Genomic DNA, 15,862 nt, shown 5'->3' with positions numbered 1-15,862 from the left:
GACGAACGACATCACAGAAGGGAGGACGAAACCATGAAACTGACACCCCTCGCCGCCGCGGCGGTACTGGGCCTTTCGGCGACCGCCGTGCAGGCCAACGACGTAGAGATGCAGTCGATCTACCAGGGGACCCTGCCGCTCCTGGGCGACAGCGGCCAGAATATCGGGCCGCGCATTTCGGCACTGACGGGCGGATCGCTGAACCTGATCTTCCGCAACCCCGGCGAGATCGTGGGCGGCAACGAGATCTGGGATGCAATCTCCACCGGCGCAATCGAGGCCGCGTGGTATTCGCCCGGTTTCGCGGAAAGCGTCGTGCCGTCCGCCGCGCTCTTCACCGCGTTCCCGTTCGGGCCGGACGTCCGCGAATACACCGCTTGGTGGTACAATGGCGGAGGCTATGAGCTCTACAACGAGGTCATCGCGCCCTTCAACGTCCATGGCGAGCTCTGCGCGATCCTCTCGCCCGAGGCCTCGGGATGGTTCCGCGAGCCGATCGAAAGCGTCGAGGATCTGCAGGGTCTTCGGATGCGGATCTTCGGCCTCGGCGCCGCCGTGATGCAGGAGCTTGGCGTCCAGGCGCAGAACCTGCCGCCCGCCGACACGATGACGGCGCTGAACCTCGGCACGATCGACGCCGCCGAAATCAGCTTCCCGGCCATCGACAACGCTCTGGGCATGTACGAGCACGCCGGCCACTACTACTTCCCCGGCTGGCACCAGCAGACGTCGCTCATCGTATTCCTGATGAACGGCGACAGCTGGAACGGGCTCACCGACCAGGAACGCGCCGCCGTCCAGGAAGTCTGCGCCGCCAACGTCGCGCTGACGACCGCACAGGGCGAGGCGATCCAGCTCGAGCCGCTGGCGACCATGGTCAACGAGCATGGCGTGACGGTCCACCGCTGGTCCGACGAGATGCTGGCCGCCTTCGAAGGCGCCTGGGAGCGCGTCGTGGCACAGAAGGTGGCCGAGAGCGAAGAGTTCGCCCGGGTCTGGAACCACATCCAGGACTTCCGCGCGCAATACGCCGACTGGGCAGCGCTCGCCTACGTCGACTGATCGCGTGAAGCGACCAGGCCGGGACCGCTCAGGCGGTCCCGGCGGACCCAAGACCGCAAGGATTCGGCCGACATGACCACGCTTCTGCACATCGCGCGCGCCTTCGCGCTGCCTTGCCATCTCTTTGCCAAGGCGGCGGGGCTGATGCTCCTGATCCTGACCGCCGTCATCATGTACGACGTGATCGGACGGCGTTTCTTCAACACCGGGTCCTTCGTTGTCTCCGATCTCGAATGGCACCTGCACGGGGCGATCGCCGTGTTGTGCTTCGGATACGCCTATATCCGCGACGCCCATGTGCGGATCGACATCTTCGCCCACCGCATGAGCCGTAGGCTGAAGCTGGAACTGGAATTCTGGGCGATCCTCGTGTTCCTCATCCCTTTCATGTGCCTCCTGATCTGGTTCGGCTGGGATTTCGCGGCGCGCGCCTTCGAGAGGAACGAGGGGCCTGTCGGCGGCATGGGCCTGCCGAACCGCTGGATCATCAAGGCAGCGATCCCGCTCTCGGCCTTCCTGACGATCCTTGGCGCGCTGTCGGTGGCGCTGCGCATCCGCGTTGCGGTGGCGCGCCCCGACCTCGTCGACAGCCCGTTCGAGGCCGAGTGATGGAAGCGCTCATCGACATCCTTCCCGGCCTCATGTTCCTCGCGCTGATCGCGGGGCTGTTCTCGACGCTTCCCGTCGGCATCGTCCTGATGGGTGTCACGCTGATCTTCGGCGGGCTCGCGCTTGCCCTCGGCGAGATGCGTTTCGCGCAGGTCACGCTGATGCCCAACCGCATCTTCGGGGGCATCATCGAGAACCCGGTTCTCGTGGCCGCGCCCATGTTCATCTTCATGGGCCTGGTGATGGAGCGAACGCGGATCGCGGAGGACCTGCTTATCTCGTTACAGAAGCTCCTGCGCGCGGTGCCCGGTGGCCTTGCGCTCGCGGTGACGCTGATGGGCACGATCCTCGCCGCGGCGACGGGCATCATCGGGGCCTCGGTGGTCATGCTGACGGTGCTCGCGCTGCCGACGATGATCTCCAAGGGCTATTCCCCGTCGCTCGCGGCCGGCACGGTGGCGAGCGCCGGGACCCTCGGCATCCTGATACCGCCCTCTGTCATGCTCGTCTTCATGGGCGACCTCCTGACGCTGAACCTCGCCAAGCTCTTCGTCGCCGCCTTCATCCCGGGACTGGTCCTCGCGGGGGCCTACCTCGTCTACATCGTGGTGACCTCGGCGCTGAACCCGTCGAGCGCGCCCAAGGCGCCGCCGATCCCGCCGGAAGAACGCGCCGGCCTGATGCGGGAATTCCTGATCTCGCTCGCCCTGCCGCTCCTGATCATCGTGGCGGTTCTGGGCTCGATCATCGGCGGCTTTGCGACACCGACCGAGGCCTCGGGCGTCGGCGCCTTCGCGGCACTGCTTCTCGGGTTCATCCGCGGCCGTCTGAACTGGCCGACGCTGTCGGGCGCGATGGACGGATCGGTGCGCACCATCGCCATGCTGTTCTTCATCTTCGTCGGCGCCACCGCCTTCGCCTATGTCTTCCGCCACATCGGCGGCGAGCACTTCATCGTCGACACCGCGCGCAGCCTGGCGCTGGGCGACTGGGGGCTGCTGGCGATGATGATGGTCATGGTCTTCATCATGGGCTTCTTCTTCGACTGGATCGAGATCACGCTCATCGTGCTGCCGATCTTCGCGCCCATCGTTCAGATCATGGACCTCGGCGATCACGTGGCGCGCGCGGACCTGATCTACTGGTTCGCGGTGCTGGTGGCGGTGAACCTGCAGACCTCGTTCCTGACGCCGCCCTTCGGCTTCGCGCTCTTCTATCTGAAGGGCGCGGCGGGTGGAGCCGTGACAATGGCGCAGGTTTATCGCGGGATCATCCCCTTCGTCCTGTTGCAGGTCGGCGTCCTCGGCCTCCTGATCTGGCAGCCGTGGATCGTCCTGGCCCTGCCCGAGGCGGTGCTTCGGTGACGCGTTTCGCGGGGCGGCGCGTTCTGCTGGCCGGCGGCGGATCGATCGGGCCCGGTGTGGGCAACGGCAAGGCCGCCGCGATCCTCTATGCCCGGGAAGGGGCCGAGGTCTTCGTGATCGACCGCAACCCGGATGCGGCGGCCGAAACGGTGTCCATCATCGAGGCCGAAGGCGGCAGGGCGCTTGCCCACACCGCCGATCTCACCCGGCCGGAGGAGGCGCAGGGCGCCGTGACGCGGATGCTCGCCGGGGGCGGCATCGACGTTCTGCACTACAATCTCGGCACGAGCGTGAAGGGCGGCGTCGTCGAGACCGCGCCCGAGGACTGGACCCGCGTCTTCGACGTGAACCTCAACGCCGCCTATCACCTGTCGCGTGCCGTCCTTCCGGCGATGGAGGCCGAGGGGAAGGGCGCGCTTGTCTACGTTTCCTCGCTCGCGGGGCTCCGCTCGGGGCCGTATTCCTACGTTGCCTACGAGGCGTCGAAGGCGGCATTGCAGCGGATGGCGCAGTCCATCGCGCGTGTCTACGCGGAAAAGGGCATCCGCGCCAACGTCGTGCTTCCGGGACCGATCGACACGCCGCACGTGACCGCGATCGTCGCGCCCGACGCCGACCCGGAGGAGCTTGCCGCCGCACGTGCGCGGCTTGTGCCCATGGGCCGGCAGGGGACCCCCTGGGAAGTGGCGGAGGTTGCACTGTTTCTGGCCTCCGACGCGGCCTCGTTCGTCACCGGTGTCCTCCTGCCGGTGGACGGGGGCATGTCGCTCTGACGACGACGTCTGAGCGCCGGCCCTTGCGATGCCGGGGTCCACTGCCCCGACTTGACTTGGCATGGCCCGTGGGACCAGACCGGCAGCGGACACGGGGAGTTCCAGAATGCTGACGAGCGCGACGTTGCTGCTGGGTGACGAGGGCCGCGAGGCGGGTCTGGCGCGCGCGCTCTACCAAACGGTGCGCGGTCTGCCGATCATCAGCCCGCACGGTCATACCGATCCGGCGTGGTACGCCGCAAACGATCCCTTCCCCGATCCCGCGCGCCTGCTGATCGTGCCCGATCACTACATCTTCCGCATGCTCGTCAGCCAGGGCGTGCGGCTCGAGGATCTCGGCGTGCCGCGTCTCGACGGTGGCCCTGTCGAGGAGGATCCGCGCGCAATCTGGCGCCGTTTCGCGGAACGCTACTACCTCTTCCGGGGTACGCCCACGCGGCTCTGGCTGGACTACACGTTCCAGCACCTCTTCGGCATCGACGAGCCGCTCTGCGCCGATACCGCGGACACGCAGTACGACCACATCGAGGCGTGCTTGAAGCGCGATGAGTTCCGTCCCCGCGCGCTCTACGAGCGGTTCAACATCGAGGTCATCGCCACGACCGAGGGCGCGCTCGATCCGCTCGACCACCACAAGTCGATCAGGGCCAGCGGCTGGAACGGACGGGTTCTGACAACCTATCGTCCCGATGCGGTGATCGACCCGGACTTCGAGGGCTTCGCGGACGCACTGGACGCGCTGGGCGACCTGACCGGCTGCGACACCGGCACATGGGCCGGGTATCTCGACGCCCACCGCGCGCGCCGCGCCTATTTCCGCGAGGTCGGCGCGACGGCAACGGACCACGGGCTGTCCTCGGCCGAGACCGCGGACCTTTCGGCGCAGGAGGCCGCGGCACTGTTCGATCGCATCCGGACCGGGCGCGGCGATGGGAACGACGCGCGCGCCTTCCGGGCGCAGATGCTGACCGAGATGGCGAAGATGAGCGTCGAGGACGGGATGGTGATGCAGATCCATCCCGGGTCTTTCCGGAACCACAACATCGCGGTGTTCCACGCCTTCGGGCGGGACAGGGGCTTCGACATCCCGACGCGCACCGACTACGTCCATGCGCTCCGCCCGTTGCTGGAGGCCGTGGGGATGGAGCCCGGCCTTACGCTCATCCTCTTCACGCTCGACGAGACGTCCTACGCGAGGGAGCTTGCGCCTCTCGCCGGGGCCTATCCCTGCCTGCGGCTCGGGCCCGCCTGGTGGTTCCATGACAGCGCGGAGGGGATGCGCCGGTTCCGCGAGATGACGACCGAGACGGCGGGCTTCTACAACACCGTCGGGTTCAACGACGACACCCGCGCCTTCCCCTCGATCCCCGCGCGGCACGACATCGCCCGGCGCGTCGACTGCGCCTATCTCGCGCGGCTTGTCGGCGACCATCGCCTGCGCGAGGGCGAGGCCTTCACGCTGGCTCGCGAACTGACCGTCGACCTGCCGCGCCGTGCCTACAAGCTGGACCTTCCGGCGGAGCTGGGGACCGGCCAGACATGACGCGGCTTTCCCTCGGGACCCTTGCCGGAACACGTGCCCGGGTGCCTGCCTACGAGCGGGCCGCCGTCACGCCCGGCATCGTGCATCTGGGCCTCGGCAACTTCCATCGGGCGCACCAGGCGGTCTTCGTGGATGACTGCCTTTGCGCGGACCCCTCCTGGGGCATTCGCGGCGTTTCGCTCCGCCGGCCGGACATGGGCCGCGCCCTCACCCCGCAGGACGGCCTTTACACGCTTGCGGTGAAGGACGGGGACGGGACGCGGGCGCGGGTGGTCGGGTCGGTCCTCGACGTGCTGGTGGCGCCCGGGGCCAGGGACGCGGTGCTGGCGGCCCTGGCCGATCCCGCCATCCGCATCGTAAGCCTGACCGTCACCGAGAAGGGATATTGCCACGATCCGGCTTCGGGCGATCTCGACCCGGGCAATCCCGGCATCCGCAGCGATCTTGCCGATCCCTCGGCCCCCTCCACGGCGCCGGGATTGCTGGCCGAGGCGCTGCGGATGCGCCGGGCGGCCGGTGTCGCCCCCTTCACGGTCCTGTCCTGCGACAACCTTCCCTCGAACGGACGGACACTTGCACGGATCGTGGCGCAATATGCCGAGCTTCGGGACGCGGACCTCGCGCGTTTCATCGCGGGCGACGTGGCCTTCCCTTCGACCATGGTCGACCGGATCGTGCCCGCCACGACCGAGGCGGACCGGGCCGTGGTCGCCGCGCTTATCGGCCGCGAGGATGCCTGGCCCGTCTTGACCGAACCCTTCAGCCAATGGGTGATCGAGGATCGCTTTCCGACGGGCCGTCCCGATTTCGCCGCCGCCGGGGCGGAGCTCGTCGCGGATGTCGAGCCCTATGAGCGCATGAAGCTTCGCATGCTGAACGGCGCGCATTCGACGCTCGCGTATTTCGGCCAACTCCTCGGCCACGAGACGGTGGCGGATGCCATGGGCGATCCGGGCCTTGCCCGTCTGGTGGCGCGCGTGATGCGACAGGCGGCGGCAACGCTGTACTTGCCCGGCGGCGATCTTGCGCGCTATGCCGAAGCGCTCGAGGCGCGTTTCCGCAACCCTGCGCTGAAGCATCGGACGGGACAGATCGCCATGGATGGCAGCCAGAAGATACCCCAGCGCTTTCTCGATACGATCCGCCATGCGCGGGCCGCCGGCCTCGCATGGGACGCGCCCGCGCTCGGTGTCGCGGCGTGGATCGCCTGTCTGCGGCGGGGCCCGGTCGAGGACCCCATGGCCGAACGGTTTGCGGCGCTGGCCGGCGCACATCCCGATCCCGTGGCCTTTGCCCGCGCCGTGCTGGACCAGCGCGACGTCTTCGGTGACCTTGCGGAGGCGGAGTGGTTCGGCGGCGCCGTCACCGACGCCGTCGCCACCATCGCCGGCGCGGGTGCCGGCCGGGTGCTTGCAGCATGAGCGCGCTTGCAGACACGCTTCTGCTGCACCCCGGTGACACGGTGCGCATCGCCGTGCGACGCCTGGCCGAGGGGGCGGAGGCCGGGGGCCTCATCGCCCGCCAATCCGTACCATCAGGCCACAAGATCGCCGTCCGCGACGTGGCCGAAGGTGAGATTGTCCTGAAATACGGCCAACCCATCGGCATCGCCCGCGCGCACATCGCGGCCGGCGACTGGGTGCACGAGCACAACCTCGCCCCGATGCCGGAGCAAGCGGGCGAGATCCCGGAAACCGGGCAGGGCAAGATACGCATGGCCCCCGATCCCGCCCCCGTCTTCCAGGGATACCTCCGCGACAACGGTCGGACCGGCACGCGGAACTACATCGGCGTCCTGACCTCGGTGAACTGCTCGGCGTCGGTCGCCGACTTCATCGCGGAGGAGGCGCGGCGGCGCGGCCTTCTCGACGCCTATCCCAACGTCGACGGCATCGTGCCGCTGACCCATGGGACGGGCTGCGGGCTCGCGCCTTCCGGCGAAGGCTACGACATCCTCGAGCGCACGCTCTGGGGTCATGCCGCGCACCCGAACTTCGCGGGCATCCTGATGGTCGGGCTCGGCTGCGAGGTGTTCCGGACGGAAGGCATGCTCGACCGCTACGGGCTGCGCGACAGCGCGCGGTTCCGGCGCATGACGATCCAGGGCGAGGGCGGGACGCGGGCGACAGTGGAACGGGGCCTTTCGATCCTGGCGGAAATGTTGCCCACGGCGAACGAGGCGCGGCGCAGCCCGCGACCGGCGAGCGAGTTGGTCCTTGCCCTGCAATGCGGCGGATCGGATGCGTGGTCGGGTGTGACGGCGAACCCTGCGCTTGGCGTCGCGTCCGACATGCTGGTGGCGGCCGGAGGCACGTCGATCCTTGCCGAAACGCCCGAGATCTTCGGCGCCGAGGCCGGCCTGATGCGCCGCGCCGTCAGCCGCGAGGTGGCCGAGGCCCTGCGCGACCGCGTGGCATGGTGGGCGGACTACGCCGCGCGGCACGGGGCGCGGTTCGACAACAACCCGACGCCGGGCAATCGCAACGGTGGGCTGACGACGATCTCCGAGAAATCGCTCGGCGCGGTGGCCAAGGGCGGTCAGGCGCCGCTGTCGGGCGTCCTTCGCTATGCCGAACCCGCCGCGACGCGCGGATTTCTCTTCATGGACAGCCCCGGCTATGACCCTGTTTCCGTCACGGGGCAGGTCGCCTCGGGCGCGACCCTCGTCGCCTTCACCACCGGTCGAGGCTCGGCCTTCGGGAACCAGCCGGTGCCGTCGCTGAAGCTTGCCACCAATGCCCGACTGATGGCGAAGATGGGCGAGGACATGGACATCGGCTGTGGCGAGGTGCTGGAGGGAACCAGCCTCGAGGAGAAGGGCCGCGAGATCTTCGAGCGGCTCCTTGCCGTGGCCAGCGGATCGAGCACACGATCCGAAGATCTCGGCTACGGTCGCCGCGAGTTCGTGCCCTGGCAGATCGGGGCGGTGCTGTAGCCGCCTCGAAACTCAGTCCGGCAGAAGCGCTCCGGAATGCATGATGACCCGCCCGGCGAGGTCGTGCGCCGCGCGGGCGGCGTCAGGCTCGGCCAGGCCCTGAAGGCGCGCGGCGATGTAGGCCGCGTTGAAGCTGTCGCCGGCGCCGGTCGTATCGACGGGCGCGAGCGGCCGGGTGGGGCCGATGCGCCATGTTCCCTTGTCGCTGACAACCACCGCGGGGTCGGGACCCGCCTTCACGACGACCTCGCGTGCCCCGGCGGCGCGGTATCTTTCCACCACGGCGTCCGGGCTTCGGTCGAGCCCAAGCTGCCCCTCGTCCGGCCAGGTCGGCAAGGCAAGGCTCGCGGCGGTCGCGGCCTCTGCCAGGACGGCGCGCATCGTGGCCTCGTTCTCCCAAAGGCGGGGGCGGAGGTTGCTGTCGAAGGCGACGAGGCGGCCCGACGCCCGCGCCCCGGACAACAGCGACAGGAGCGTGCTCTGTCCCTCCGGCGGCAGTATGGCCAGCGTGATCCCCGAGAAGAAGACCGCGTCCGCCGCGGCGATGGCGTCGGCCAGCCTTGCGGCATCTTCCGCCAGCCGTCGGGCAGCCGACTGTCCGCGCCAGTAGGTGAAGCTCCGCTCGCCGTTCTCGACCCGGATCATGTAGAGGCCGGGGGTCGCGTCAGGCAGGCGGGTGACGGTGTCCGTGACGATTCCCTGGCTGTCCATGAAGGATACCATCGCGTCCGAGACCGGGTCCGTTCCGACGCAGGTCAGATAGGCGACCTCCCATTCCGGGGGCAGGGCGCGCCTTGCATGCCAGGCGGTATTGAAGGTGTCCCCGGCAAAGCCCTGCCGGAAAAGGCCACCCTCGGCCGGGGCGAGTTCCACCATGCATTCGCCGATGCAGAGAAGGCGTTTCGCCATGGGGACGCCGCCTCAGGCGGCCGCGCGCAGGCCGAGAAGCGCGCGCGCCTCGGCGGGCGTGGCGACAGGGCGCTCATGGGCGTCGCAGAGCTCGACCACCCGGCGCACCAGCGCCGCGTTCGACGGCGCCAGCGTGTCGCGGTCGAGGCGGATGTTGTCCTCGAGGCCGGTGCGCGCATGGCCGCCGTTCGCGACGCACCATTCGTTGACCACGATCTGGTTCCGCCCGATCCCGGCCGCGCACCACTCCGACCCCGGCAGAAGCCGCGCCATCGTGCGCAGGTAGTAGTCGAACACGTCCCGATCCGTCGGCATCGCGTTCTTCACGCCCATGACGAACTGCACGTATGGCTTCCTGGGCAGTCGGCCGTCGCGGTGCATCAGCGCGGCATGATGGATGTGACTGAGATCGAAGGCCTCGATCTCGGGAAGGATGTCGTAGCGGTCCATTTCGGCGGCCAGCCAATCGACCAGATCCGGCGGGTTCTCGTAGACGCGGGTCGGGAAGTTGTTCGATCCGACGGTGAGCGAGGCCATGTCGGGCCTGAGCGGCAGCATCCCGCCCCGTTCCCTCCCGGCGCCCGAGCGTCCGCCGGTGGAAAACTGGACGATCATGCCCGGGCAATGCGTCTCCAGCCCTTCCTTGAGCCGCGCGAATTTCTCGGGGTCCGCGCTGGGCGAGCCGTCGTCGTTGCGCACATGGGCATGACAGATCGCGGCCCCGGCCTCGAAGGCCTCCTGCGTGCTTTCGATCTGCTCCGCGACGGTGATGGGAACGGCGGGATTGTCGGACTTGCGGGGAACCGAACCGGTGATTGCCACGCAGATGATGCAGGGTTTCGTCATGGGTCTCGTCCGGTTGTGGCGGTTGTCGCAGTCGGTTTAGGACGCGGCCGGCCTGCAGGCAACGCGCTCAGACCGCTTCGAGGCCGGCGATGAGATGCCTGAGTCCGATCCACGCGCCGACCCAGATGCTTGCGGCGACGACGGGCGCGGTCACAGACAGCAGCGAGAGCGCGGACATGCCCTGACCGACACTACACCCGGCGGCGAGAACCGCGCCGAGGCCCATTGCCACCGCGCCCCCCATCTGCCGGCGCAACTCGCGCGGGTCCTCGCAGGCCTCCCAGCGGAAGCCGTCCTGGATCAGGCTGCCGATCACGCTTCCGACGATGACGCCGACCACGGAGCCCATGCCGAACTTGGGCGCGAGACCAGAGGAGAACATGGCATAGTGGATCGTCTCGCCGATGGGCGCGGTAAAGCTGTGCGAGGCGATGGGCCATGCCTCGAAACCGCTGGTCGCGACCCAGTAGGTTCCGAGGAAGCCCGAACTGATCGCCGCGCCGGCGACCATGCCCCAGAAGACCCGTACGCCTCGCTTGCCGCGGGTCTGGAAGCGGATCGAGGCCAGCAGCGCCGCCGCGCCGAGCGCGAGGCCCACGGAGGTATGCGACAGGCCTGTCAGCGCCTCGAGCTGGTGTGCGAGCCCATTGGGCACCGGCCCGGCGTCGTCGATGGGAAAGAGCATCGGGCGCAGGCCGCCGAGAACGCCGAAGATCGCCGCGCTGGCCGTGACGCCCATGACGATGGCGATCATCAGGGCGCGGATGTCTCCTCCCCCCAGACGCGCCAGCACGCCGTAGCCGCAATTCCCCGCCTGGGCCATGCCGTAGCCGAACAGGAGCCCGCCAAGGATGGCGCCGAGAAGAGAATAGCGGTGGCTGAGATAGAGCGTCTGGGAAAGGTCCACGAACCCAAGCGCCCCGGCGCCGAAATTCAGGATCAGCGCCGTTCCGAGCGCCGTGACCCACATCCACATGCGCCCGTAATCCCGGCCGTAGTGGACATCCTCGATCATGCCGAGCGTGCAGAGCTTGCCCAGCCGCGCGGCAAGTCCAAGCGCGAGGCCTCCGGCCGCGCCGATCAGAAGGACGGTTCCCTCTTCGCCGATGAGATCGAGCATGTTCCCTCCCTGACACCCGGTGCGCGGCGAGGCGGCATGCTCAGGTGCAGAACAACTCGTAGACTTGCTCGATGATCCGGCGCGCGCGGTCGTCTGTCAAACTGTAATAGATCTGCTTGCCGTCCCGCCGGGCGGTGATCAGTTTTTCCTGGCGGAGGCGGGCGAGTTGCTGAGACACGGCGGCCTGCCGGGACGAGAGCATCTGTTCGAGTTCGGTCACCGACTTCTCGCCGTGAGCGAGCGAACAGAGGATCATCAATCGCCCTTCGTGGCTCAGTGCTTTCAGGAAGTCCGACGCCCCTTGCGCGTTGTTCTTGACGCGCTTCCAAACCTCTTCTTCCATCGGCTTGCCCGGATCGGGCAGGATGGATCGGGCGTATGTATGGTCATCCGGCATGGTGGGGTCGGAGAAATTATGTCTGGTTTCCGTCTGCTGCACTACTTAGCCAATCCTCATGCGCCGCGCCACCTTTCGAAGGGAACGATGGCGGCTCTGTGGCATCTGACGAACTCCCTGCTCAACTTTCCGGCGTCGCGCGTTCGAGAATGCGCCCCAGAAGGCCCCAGAAGAAGTCCTCGCCGGGATACCCCTCGATACGGCCAAGCTCGATTCCGTTCTCGACGACGACGAAGGTCGGCGAATATCGGGCCGGCGATACCAGCGTCACACCTTCGGGTGGCTGGTCGCGGAGGTCGATGCGCACCAGGGGTGCCGCCATTCCCTCGGGAGTGATGGGGTATTCCCCGCCGACGTCCTCGGTCCACCGCGCGCACCAGACGCAACCGGGTTCCTCGAACATCAGGAGAATCATGTCCGCGCGCGCGGAGGTCGCCGAAATCGAGGCGAGCGCAACCATGAGCGGAATTGACAGGCGTGGTATCAACGAGGCGATTGACCAGCGCATCAACTTGTCAATAATATGAATTTGTGAATGTGTCGGCATCCGGAGGATCCATGTTCGACGTCAGCATGACCGGCGCGTTCCTTGCGGGGCTCCTGTCTTTTCTTTCGCCCTGCGTCCTGCCGATGGTACCATTCTACCTGAGTTATCTGGCCGGCGTAAGTGCGAACACCATGGCCGTGGATGGCGGTGTGTCTTCTGCCGTGCGCCGGAGGGCGATCATCGGCGCGCTGTTCTTCGCGGCGGGAATGCTCACGGTCTTCGTCAGCCTCGGCGCATCCGCTTCTGCCGTCGGGCAGCTTGTCCGGGATTGGTTCGACGTCCTGCGCTGGGTGGCCGCGGCGCTCATCATCGTGATGGGGCTGCACTTCCTCGGGATCTTCCGCATCGGCTTTCTCAATCGCCAGTGGCGCAGCGAGATGGGCGACACGAAGAACCTCGGCTTTGGCGGCGCCTACCTCATCGGTCTGGCTTTCGCCTTTGGCTGGACGCCCTGCGTGGGCCCGATCCTCGCCGCGATCCTGTTCACGGCCGCGGGCACGGACACCGCCAGTCAGGGGGCGCTGCTGCTCACGGCCTACGGCGTCGGCATGACGCTGCCCTTCGTGCTCGCGGCCGCTTTCGTCGGCCCGTTCATGGCCTTCATGTCCCGCTTCCGCCGGCACCTCGGCGTGGTCGAGAAGGTCACTGGCGCCGCGCTTGTGGTGTTCGGCGTTCTCATCGCAACCAACGCGATGAATTACATCGGGCAATGGATGCTGCAGAATTTCGAGGTGTTCCAGAGCATCGGCTGAGTCGCGGCCGGGGAACGAGAGGGAGGTAATGATGATCAGACGCTTTATGGCAATCGCCGCGGTCGCCGTTTGCATGACGGGGCCGGCGATGGCCGAGCTGGACGACAACGGGCTGCACGTCGCGCCCTGGCTGCACGAGACATTCAAGGACCTGCGCGAGGACCTCGCGGAGGCCACGGCGAACGGACAGCGATTCGCCGTCATCATCGAGCAGCGCGGCTGCATCTACTGCCGGGAAATGCACGAGGAGGTCTTCGTCGACCCCGAGATCCTGGAGATGCTGAACGACGACTACTTCTTCGTCCGCCTCGACATGTACGGCGGCACCGAGGTCACCGATTTCGACGGCGAGACCATGCGCGAGAGCGAAGTTGTCCGTCGCTGGCGCACGCTGTTCACGCCGACGATTCTTTTCTTCCCCGAAGAGGTGCCCGAAGGCATGACGGGACTTGAGGCGGCGGTGGCGACGATGCCCGGTGCCTTCAGCCGGGGAATGACCCGCAACATGATGACCTGGGTCCTGGGCGAAGGATACAACTCCGATGAGAGTTTCCAGGCGTATCACGCAAGGATTCTGCGCGAGTCCGGCGTGATATCGGAGTGAATTCCGAAGCTTCGTCAGGCTCTTCCCGGCATCATATGCAAAAAACAAAATGTATGGTTGAAATGATTGCCGTGATGAGTCTACGGTATACCAAGGGCCACAAACTCGCCCTAGGGAGGAACAACCTTGACGCGCCACTTGATGTTGGCGGCCGGCTTTGCTTTGGCCGCGACGACCCTTCATGCCGATGTCATCCTTCCGGATGACGTGGTGACGAACGAATACGGTGACATTGCTCAATCGCTGACCGGCGTGCCGGGAGACGCCGCGGCCGGACGCGATGTGATGGTGAACCGTGGTCTCGGCAACTGCATTGCCTGCCACCAGGTCACCGCGCTGGAAGATGAGCAGTTCCATGGCGAGGTCGGGCCGTCGCTCGACGGTGTCGGGGCCAGATGGGACGAGGCCGCGCTTCGCGGCATCGTTGCCAATGCGAAGATGGCCTTCCCGGACTCGATCATGCCGTCCTTCTACCGGGTGTCCGGCTTCACGCGCCCCGGAAACGCTTTCACGGGCCGGGCCGCCGAAGGCCCCCTCGAGCCGCTGCTTACGGCGCAGCAAGTCGAGGACGTCGTGGCCTATCTGATGACGCTGACAGAGTAGCGATCGGCTGCACTTGAACGAGGAGATGTAACTCATGGATCTATCACGCAGGCAGTTCGTCGGCACGGGTCTCGTGGCCGCCGCCGCCTTCTTCGGGCTTCCGAGCATCGTATCGGCCGCGACCCTGGAGGAGGCGATCGCAGCCTTCACCGGTGGCGCCGAGGCCGGTTCGGACGGGATCACCCTTATCGCGCCCGAGATCGCCGAGAACGGGAACACCGTTCCGATCGAGGTCGATGCACCCGGTGCGGAGGCCATCATGGTGCTCGCCGCAGGCAACCCGAACCCGGACGTCTGCACCTTCAACTTCGGTCCGCTGGCCGGCCGCCAGGGATGCGCGACCCGCATCCGTCTCGCCGGTGAGCAGGACGTCATCGCCATCGCGCGCATGCCCGACGGCACCTTCAAGCAGGCGCGCCAGAACGTGCGCGTCACCATCGGCGGCTGCGGCGGCTGAGCCCATCGGAGGATAGGACAAATGGCAGATAACGTTACCCCCCGCGTCCGCGTTCCCCGCGATGCATCGGCCGGAGATTCGGTCTCGGTCCGGACGCTCATCAGCCACCCGATGGAAAGCGGCCAGCGCCGTGACGGGGACGGCAACCTGATCCCGCGGTCGATCATCAACCGCTTCACCTGCGACTTCAACGGTCAGAACGTCATCGACGTGACGCTCGAGCCGGCGATTTCGACCAACCCCTATTTCCAGTTCGACGCGACCGTTCCGGAAAGCGGGACGTTCCAGTTCACGTGGTACGACGACGACGGCTCGGTCTACGAGGAGACCGCCGAGATCACGGTCACCTGAACCGGACCCGGAACCAACCGGGGCCCAGCCGTCGCAAGGGAGGAATAGTACGGCCATGAGGAAGACATCACTGTTCGGAGGCGCCGCCGTGGCGGCCGTGGCGATTGCCCTCGCGGGTGCCACGAGCGCCGATATCGGCGACGACGAGGAACTTATCGTCAACGGCGAGATCGAGATGATCATCGAGACAGCGGCCCCGGAGCATCTCCAGGACAGGCTCTCGACGATCTACTCGGGCTGGGTGTTCCGTTCCGACGAGACGCAGGCCATGCAGGCGGACGATTTCGACAATCCCGGCATGATCTTCGTCGACCAGGGTCTGGAGGCGTTCGAAACCGTAATGGGGACCGAGGGGCAGAGCTGCGCCTCGTGCCACGAGAATGCCGAAAGCCTGTCCGAGGTCCGCTCCACCTATCCCAAGTGGGACGAGGAGCGCGGGCTGGTTCAGACCGTGGAAATGCAGATCATCGAGTGCCAGACGGAGCGGATGGGCGCCGAGCCCTACGGCTACGACAGCCAGGATATGCGCAACATGACGGCGCTGATCTCGTCGGTCGGCCGTGGCATCCCGGTCAACGTCGCGATCGATGGTCCGGCGCAGGAAACGTGGGAGCAGGGCCGGGAAATCTACTACACCCGGTTCGGTCAGTTGGAACTCAGCTGCGCCAACTGCCACGAGGACAACTACGGCAACCTGATCCGGGCCGACCATCTCAGCCAGGGCCAGATCAACGGGTTCCCGACTTACCGTCTTCGGAACGCCGGACTTGTCTCGATCCACAACCGCTTCCGCGGCTGCATCCGGGACACCCGCGGCGAGACCTTCTCGGTCGGCAGCCCGGAGTTCGTGGCGCTCGAGCTCTACGTCGCCTCGCGCGGCAACGGCCTGACGGTCGAGGGACCCTCGGTCCGCAACTGACAAACCGAAAACCGCCCTGGTGCAAACCGGGGCGGTTTTGCACTTCCAAACATTCAAAATTCTGAATAACT

The 15,862-nt window shown here is 66.9% G+C and carries 18 protein-coding genes; 13 read left to right on the top strand and 5 right to left on the bottom strand.

Annotated features, from left to right (window positions below):
• The first annotated feature begins 33 nt into the window (after positions 1–33).
• The 7 genes from N8I71_RS01165 (at position 34) to N8I71_RS01135 (ending at position 8,286) form a co-directional block, all read left to right on the top strand.
• Entirely contained in the window at positions 34–1,062 is a 1,029-nt protein-coding gene (locus N8I71_RS01165) for a TRAP transporter substrate-binding protein (protein WP_262876088.1), read from the top strand.
• Positions 1,063–1,134: 72 nt separating this feature from the next.
• A complete protein-coding gene (locus N8I71_RS01160) occupies positions 1,135–1,671 on the top strand; it encodes a TRAP transporter small permease subunit (RefSeq protein WP_262876087.1) in 537 nt (178 codons plus the stop codon).
• On the top strand, positions 1,671–3,035 hold the full coding sequence (locus N8I71_RS01155; RefSeq protein WP_262876086.1) for a TRAP transporter large permease: 1,365 nt from the start codon (positions 1,671–1,673) through the stop codon (positions 3,033–3,035). Before N8I71_RS01160 ends, N8I71_RS01155 begins: the two co-directional genes overlap by 1 nt.
• A complete protein-coding gene (locus tag N8I71_RS01150; protein ID WP_262876085.1) occupies positions 3,032–3,808 on the top strand; it encodes an SDR family NAD(P)-dependent oxidoreductase in 777 nt (258 codons plus the stop codon). Before N8I71_RS01155 ends, N8I71_RS01150 begins: the two co-directional genes overlap by 4 nt.
• 106 nt (positions 3,809–3,914) lie before the next feature.
• Entirely contained in the window at positions 3,915–5,351 is a 1,437-nt protein-coding gene (gene uxaC, locus N8I71_RS01145) for a glucuronate isomerase (RefSeq protein WP_262876084.1), read from the top strand.
• Positions 5,348–6,772, top strand: a complete 1,425-nt coding sequence (locus tag N8I71_RS01140; RefSeq protein WP_262876083.1) for a mannitol dehydrogenase family protein — start codon at positions 5,348–5,350, stop codon at positions 6,770–6,772. The genes uxaC and N8I71_RS01140 overlap by 4 nt, the downstream gene beginning before the upstream one ends.
• Positions 6,769–8,286, top strand: coding sequence for a UxaA family hydrolase (locus tag N8I71_RS01135; RefSeq protein ID WP_262876082.1), 1,518 nt, complete (start codon positions 6,769–6,771; stop codon positions 8,284–8,286). Before N8I71_RS01140 ends, N8I71_RS01135 begins: the two co-directional genes overlap by 4 nt.
• 12 nt (positions 8,287–8,298) lie before the next feature.
• Here N8I71_RS01135 and N8I71_RS01130 read toward each other — a convergent pair whose 3' ends face one another.
• The 5 genes from N8I71_RS01130 to N8I71_RS01110 form a co-directional block, all read right to left on the bottom strand.
• On the bottom strand, positions 8,299–9,195 hold the full coding sequence (locus N8I71_RS01130) for a sugar kinase (protein ID WP_262876081.1): 897 nt from the start codon (positions 9,193–9,195) through the stop codon (positions 8,299–8,301).
• Positions 9,196–9,207: 12 nt separating this feature from the next.
• Positions 9,208–10,041 (bottom strand): BKACE family enzyme, encoded by an 834-nt coding sequence (locus tag N8I71_RS01125; protein WP_262876080.1) that lies wholly within the window; start codon positions 10,039–10,041, stop codon positions 9,208–9,210.
• Between the two features lie 67 nt (positions 10,042–10,108).
• A complete protein-coding gene (locus N8I71_RS01120; protein WP_262876079.1) occupies positions 10,109–11,161 on the bottom strand; it encodes a YeeE/YedE family protein in 1,053 nt (350 codons plus the stop codon).
• A 40-nt stretch (positions 11,162–11,201) separates the two neighbouring features.
• Positions 11,202–11,504 (bottom strand): ArsR/SmtB family transcription factor, encoded by a 303-nt coding sequence (locus N8I71_RS01115; RefSeq protein WP_262876351.1) that lies wholly within the window; start codon positions 11,502–11,504, stop codon positions 11,202–11,204.
• A 175-nt stretch (positions 11,505–11,679) separates the two neighbouring features.
• The gene (locus N8I71_RS01110; protein ID WP_262876078.1) at positions 11,680–12,018 is read right to left on the bottom strand and encodes a thioredoxin family protein; all 339 of its coding nucleotides are present in this window, start codon (positions 12,016–12,018) and stop codon (positions 11,680–11,682) included.
• A gap of 98 nt (positions 12,019–12,116) precedes the next feature.
• Here N8I71_RS01110 and N8I71_RS01105 point away from each other — a divergent pair, with 98 nt between their 5' ends.
• The 6 genes from N8I71_RS01105 (at position 12,117) to soxA (ending at position 15,791) form a co-directional block, all read left to right on the top strand.
• Positions 12,117–12,857 (top strand): cytochrome c biogenesis CcdA family protein, encoded by a 741-nt coding sequence (locus tag N8I71_RS01105; RefSeq protein WP_262876077.1) that lies wholly within the window; start codon positions 12,117–12,119, stop codon positions 12,855–12,857.
• A 31-nt stretch (positions 12,858–12,888) separates the two neighbouring features.
• Positions 12,889–13,461 carry a thioredoxin family protein gene (locus tag N8I71_RS01100; RefSeq protein ID WP_262876076.1) on the top strand — a complete coding sequence of 191 codons (573 nt, stop codon included), beginning with the start codon at positions 12,889–12,891 and terminating at the stop codon, positions 13,459–13,461.
• Between the two features lie 141 nt (positions 13,462–13,602).
• Complete coding sequence (gene soxX / locus N8I71_RS01095; RefSeq protein WP_262876350.1) at positions 13,603–14,064, top strand: sulfur oxidation c-type cytochrome SoxX; 462 nt, start codon at positions 13,603–13,605, stop codon at positions 14,062–14,064.
• 34 nt (positions 14,065–14,098) lie between these two features.
• On the top strand, positions 14,099–14,521 hold the full coding sequence (gene soxY / locus N8I71_RS01090) for a thiosulfate oxidation carrier protein SoxY (RefSeq protein ID WP_262876075.1): 423 nt from the start codon (positions 14,099–14,101) through the stop codon (positions 14,519–14,521).
• Positions 14,522–14,542: 21 nt separating this feature from the next.
• Complete coding sequence (soxZ, locus tag N8I71_RS01085) at positions 14,543–14,872, top strand: thiosulfate oxidation carrier complex protein SoxZ (protein ID WP_262876074.1); 330 nt, start codon at positions 14,543–14,545, stop codon at positions 14,870–14,872.
• A 55-nt stretch (positions 14,873–14,927) separates the two neighbouring features.
• Positions 14,928–15,791 (top strand): sulfur oxidation c-type cytochrome SoxA, encoded by an 864-nt coding sequence (gene soxA / locus N8I71_RS01080; RefSeq protein ID WP_262876073.1) that lies wholly within the window; start codon positions 14,928–14,930, stop codon positions 15,789–15,791.
• The last annotated feature ends 71 nt before the right edge of the window (positions 15,792–15,862 follow it).

The organism is Roseicyclus sediminis (assembly GCF_025515305.1).
In the GTDB taxonomy this organism is placed as follows: Bacteria; Pseudomonadota; Alphaproteobacteria; order Rhodobacterales; family Rhodobacteraceae; genus Roseibacterium; species Roseibacterium sediminis.
The sequence above is the reverse complement of the archived record's forward strand: the minus strand, read 5'-3'. Positions and strand labels throughout refer to the sequence as shown.

What these genes read in the sequence shown, in the direction of transcription:
- N8I71_RS01165 (WP_262876088.1), top strand. Translation starts at nt 34, where the DNA reads ATGAAACTGACACCCCTCGCCGCCGCGGCGGTACTGGGCCTTTCGGCG.
- N8I71_RS01160 (WP_262876087.1), top strand. Translation starts at nt 1,135, where the DNA reads ATGACCACGCTTCTGCACATCGCGCGCGCCTTCGCGCTGCCTTGCCAT.
- N8I71_RS01155 (WP_262876086.1), top strand. Translation starts at nt 1,671, where the DNA reads ATGGAAGCGCTCATCGACATCCTTCCCGGCCTCATGTTCCTCGCGCTG.
- uxaC (WP_262876084.1), top strand. Translation starts at nt 3,915, where the DNA reads ATGCTGACGAGCGCGACGTTGCTGCTGGGTGACGAGGGCCGCGAGGCG.
- N8I71_RS01140 (WP_262876083.1), top strand. Translation starts at nt 5,348, where the DNA reads ATGACGCGGCTTTCCCTCGGGACCCTTGCCGGAACACGTGCCCGGGTG.
- N8I71_RS01135 (WP_262876082.1), top strand. Translation starts at nt 6,769, where the DNA reads ATGAGCGCGCTTGCAGACACGCTTCTGCTGCACCCCGGTGACACGGTG.
- N8I71_RS01130 (WP_262876081.1), bottom strand. Translation starts at nt 9,195, where the DNA reads ATGGCGAAACGCCTTCTCTGCATCGGCGAATGCATGGTGGAACTCGCC.
- N8I71_RS01125 (WP_262876080.1), bottom strand. Translation starts at nt 10,041, where the DNA reads ATGACGAAACCCTGCATCATCTGCGTGGCAATCACCGGTTCGGTTCCC.
- N8I71_RS01120 (WP_262876079.1), bottom strand. Translation starts at nt 11,161, where the DNA reads ATGCTCGATCTCATCGGCGAAGAGGGAACCGTCCTTCTGATCGGCGCG.
- N8I71_RS01115 (WP_262876351.1), bottom strand. Translation starts at nt 11,504, where the DNA reads ATGGAAGAAGAGGTTTGGAAGCGCGTCAAGAACAACGCGCAAGGGGCG.
- N8I71_RS01110 (WP_262876078.1), bottom strand. Translation starts at nt 12,018, where the DNA reads ATGGTTGCGCTCGCCTCGATTTCGGCGACCTCCGCGCGCGCGGACATG.
- N8I71_RS01105 (WP_262876077.1), top strand. Translation starts at nt 12,117, where the DNA reads ATGTTCGACGTCAGCATGACCGGCGCGTTCCTTGCGGGGCTCCTGTCT.
- N8I71_RS01100 (WP_262876076.1), top strand. Translation starts at nt 12,889, where the DNA reads ATGATCAGACGCTTTATGGCAATCGCCGCGGTCGCCGTTTGCATGACG.
- soxX (WP_262876350.1), top strand. Translation starts at nt 13,603, where the DNA reads ATGTTGGCGGCCGGCTTTGCTTTGGCCGCGACGACCCTTCATGCCGAT.
- soxY (WP_262876075.1), top strand. Translation starts at nt 14,099, where the DNA reads ATGGATCTATCACGCAGGCAGTTCGTCGGCACGGGTCTCGTGGCCGCC.
- soxZ (WP_262876074.1), top strand. Translation starts at nt 14,543, where the DNA reads ATGGCAGATAACGTTACCCCCCGCGTCCGCGTTCCCCGCGATGCATCG.
- soxA (WP_262876073.1), top strand. Translation starts at nt 14,928, where the DNA reads ATGAGGAAGACATCACTGTTCGGAGGCGCCGCCGTGGCGGCCGTGGCG.